The 3,416-nt window shown below is 48.5% G+C and carries 6 protein-coding genes; all 6 read right to left on the reverse strand.

From position 1 onward, the window contains the following. Nucleotides 1–250 (reverse strand): hypothetical protein (locus U9P07_05940; GenBank protein ID MEA2108943.1); only part of this gene is annotated, 250 nt, incomplete at its 3' end. 211 nt (nt 251–461) lie between these two features. Further along, nucleotides 462–590 carry a hypothetical protein gene (locus tag U9P07_05945; protein ID MEA2108944.1) on the reverse strand — a complete coding sequence of 43 codons (129 nt, stop codon included), beginning with the start codon at nt 588–590 and terminating at the stop codon, nt 462–464. Continuing rightward, nucleotides 574–942 carry a hypothetical protein gene (locus tag U9P07_05950; GenBank protein MEA2108945.1) on the reverse strand — a complete coding sequence of 123 codons (369 nt, stop codon included), beginning with the start codon at nt 940–942 and terminating at the stop codon, nt 574–576. The genes U9P07_05945 and U9P07_05950 overlap by 17 nt, the downstream gene beginning before the upstream one ends. Nucleotides 943–1,153: 211 nt before the next feature. Continuing rightward, on the reverse strand, nt 1,154–1,435 hold the full coding sequence (locus tag U9P07_05955) for a type II toxin-antitoxin system RelE/ParE family toxin (protein MEA2108946.1): 282 nt from the start codon (nt 1,433–1,435) through the stop codon (nt 1,154–1,156). 6 nt (nt 1,436–1,441) lie between these two features. Further along, entirely contained in the window at nt 1,442–1,660 is a 219-nt protein-coding gene (locus U9P07_05960) for a hypothetical protein (protein MEA2108947.1), read from the reverse strand. 421 nt (nt 1,661–2,081) lie between these two features. Further along, nucleotides 2,082–3,206, reverse strand: a complete 1,125-nt coding sequence (locus U9P07_05965) for a hypothetical protein (protein ID MEA2108948.1) — start codon at nt 3,204–3,206, stop codon at nt 2,082–2,084. Between the last annotated feature and the right edge of the window lie 210 nt (nt 3,207–3,416).

Genomic DNA, 3,416 nt, shown 5'->3' on the forward strand with positions numbered 1-3,416 from the left:
CATAGTAGAGTTCATCATTGAAATCCTGGACCTCAACGTTGGCCAGGGGATTGATGTAAACCGGCTCCGGCAGGCCGGTAACCTCGCACTTGAAAACCGTGCCCACCGGCAGCAGGATCTTTTTATCGATGATGATCACCTTGCTGCCGGTAATCCGCGAAATTTCATCCAGATCCAGGTTGATGAGGTAATCAAAAACCGGGATACCTCCTAAAAAGATGAACCTTTTCTCCGGTTTTTCTGCTTTCATGACTACCTCCCGTGCTGATGCTCAAAAACCGAGCTCGAAAATCATATGTTCCGGGCTTTCTGTTGATCTCTGACCGGCAATAGCCGCATTTGTTCATCAATAGCCAACGTTCTTTAATACTATCTAATACTAATCGACCAAAGATCAAGAAAAATTATCAGTTTATTTGATTTTGTTTGCCTGTAACTGTACCGGTTTGTAGGTCAAGGTTCTATTCCACCGCCATAAAGGCATCACAGAGTAGCCGCAGGTCGTTTTCATTCACCAAACCGTCCTGGGTAATATCCGTGGGAGGGTTATAATCGGGCTTCCCGGCCAGCGGTTCAAAAGCCCTGATCATGACAAAATGGAGGCCCCGGAGCCACCCCCTGGTAGACCGGATCCGACGAAGTGATAATCCCGGCCACGTTGGTTCCGTGGGAAGCATCATCTTCGGCGCTTCCCGGCCCGCTGGCCCGATCGCTGCCGCTCACCGGACAGCCACCCGCACTCAAAAAACACTCTTCCCACACCAGGCTGTCTTGTAAAAAGGGGTGATCCGTATCAATCACCGCCACGGTCACCCCGGCGCCGGCAGAAAACCATCCCTTTCCTTCAACAGGATGAGAACGGGCACCTGATCGGCCGCCTGAAGCTTCGTTAAAACTTCCGGCGCCACCACCGGCTCCAAAGCCCAGGCCGAAGCGTGCCATGCTCCCAGTACCAGACAGCAGAGGAAAATCGCGAAAATCCATTTCATTTTTTTCAACGCTATGCCTCTAAACTCAACACCGATTTTCGCCTTAGTTTAACCGTCGAGGTTCTCGCAAAACTATATTCAAAAAGTTGAAAGTTGAATGATCGCCAAAGACAAGGAACTTCACCAGCTTTTCCAGTCCATCTCCATGCCATTGTTCGCCTTTATTATCTTGACTTCAGGTAGTTTTTTAAATCCCTATAGTAATTTTCATGTGGGCCAATCATTATTAATTCAAGATCACTTTCAATAAAGCGATAGGACAGTAGGTATTGAGTGTTTTTAATTTTGAATTTGTGGACGTATACCCCACGGAGGTCGCCTTTCTTTTCTGCTCCAACAGATGGGTTTTCGGCAATTTTAAAAACCTGTTTATCCAGCGACTTTTTTTCTTGTTTGCTGAATTTTTTAACGTTTCGTTCAAATGATCTGGACTGAAGAATTTTCATTGGCGATTATCCAAATTTATACTCTGAGGATTCACCTTGTTCAAGCTCTGCAAGGCCGATAAGGATGTCCTTGATCAGACTATAGGTTAAATCAGAATTTTCTTCAGCGCATTTTCCAATTCGTGCCCAATGTTCAATTTGGCCGGTTAACGACCGGCTATCGATTTTACTAAATATCTTTGCGTCCCGAACTAAATCGTCGGTAATTCTTACCGCGGTTGTCATTATCGTTACCTCCTTTACTATTATTTCAGATAATGATAGCGCAAAAAATAGCAAATCGCAACATATAATTGCATAGTGTAATGTGACTTTTTCAGTTTGTAAAGCAAACGTTTCGGCTCACTTACCGGGAAAGCCTGATATAGTTAAACTTTTCTTTGACGGTTTATTTTTGAAACCCCTGTAAAATCGTGGTACTATGGCGCACCAAAGCGTTTTTAGCACTACTTGATTATATTGCTCAAGTAAATCGCGCCGGCTACATGATCTGGCGAATGACCAGGGACAGAACGACCTTGACCGCCTGAAAAATCCTGCCGCAGCACCAGACAGCAGAAGAAAAAGAAGCAACTACGCTCAATATAAGTCACCGGGCTGACCGCGCCGGTAAATCCACCCCGGCCAACCCGGTGAAGAATATATGCTATCGGGTGGCTGAGTTCACAAGCTCCTCAAGCCGTTTCTCCCTGGCGGCGAGTTCCGCCCGCAGTTTGAGGATTTCGTCCTGCTGACTCTGAATCTCCTGAATAACCGGATCTTCAGCAGACGAGGCGCTAAAGGGCATACTGCTTGTACATTGACAATCCGTCCGACCGAAGTCTGCAGCAAAAACAGCGAGGTCAGAGCCATCCACATCCTGGTCCTGATCAAAATCCCCCGGGCATGGGCTGCGGAGAATAATGCTTTGAGAAATCACTTCCTGCTCTTCATTGCCAAGCTCATCGACGGCGGTGACAGCGAAAAAATACTCGGTATCATAGGGCAGGGAAACAACGTCCTCGAACATTCCGGGCGGAAGCACGGCCCCGGGAGCCAAGGCAACGACATCGGTAAAGAATACGGTATCCTGATAAATGTTGTACTGCACCACATCGCCCTGCCCCGCTTCATCATAGCCGTACCAGGAAAGCAGCGCCTGGCCGTCGCAGAGGTCGGTGACGGTCAGAGTGGTTATCGGGGCCGGGGGGCTATCGTCAAAGACCTTGGTGACCTCGATCCCCTCAACGTAGGGCTCTTCGGTGACAACTCCGAAGTCAAAAATGCCTGCGGGATCATCGGTCATCCAGGCGCCGTCCCGTAAGGCGCCGGCCATCGCCTTGAGGCTGAAACTTTGGACATCGCCGATGGAGCCGGCGAACTCGCCAACCAGAATCTTTACCGTCCCGGTTACTGACCGGTCCCCTTCTCCGCTATTCGTGCTGGTACCAACCCATACCTTGCAACCAGCTTCCGCTGTATAGAGCGATTCATAAGCTGAATTTTCGGTCAGGGAAATCGTCATTGGCGCACCTACGTCAGCAATGGCGGAAAGAACCGTCCAGTTACCCGGAAGCTGCAGCACCAGGCCGTGTTCTGACGCACCGTCACCAATGTCCACGGCCTCGCCATCGAAACTGAGGGTAATGACCGTCCCGGTATCAGCCGCATCAGGAGCGGTAAAGGATTGCATACTGAGCTGGCAGCCGCCAAGCAGCAATGACCCCGCCAACAGGAAGCCAAGAAGCAATGGAAATATTTTTACTGATGTAATGGTGTTCGTCGTTTTCATTTTCCCTTCCTCCATTCTAAAATTTTGATTTCCGGAATGTCCGGGTTTGACTCAAAGCGGTAAAGTGTCCCCTATTTTTATCGACTGAAGTTTCACGGAAATTATTATACTGCTATGCGTAGCAACGTGGCTACCAGAGAATTAATGATCGATTTTTGAGGTACTGGGCAAAGTAAGTTAAAATTATCGTTGAGTGCTGCTTCTGCGATG

The sequence above is a fragment of the Pseudomonadota bacterium genome, assembly GCA_034660915.1.
Taxonomy (GTDB): Bacteria; Desulfobacterota; Anaeroferrophillalia; order Anaeroferrophillales; family Anaeroferrophillaceae; genus DQWO01.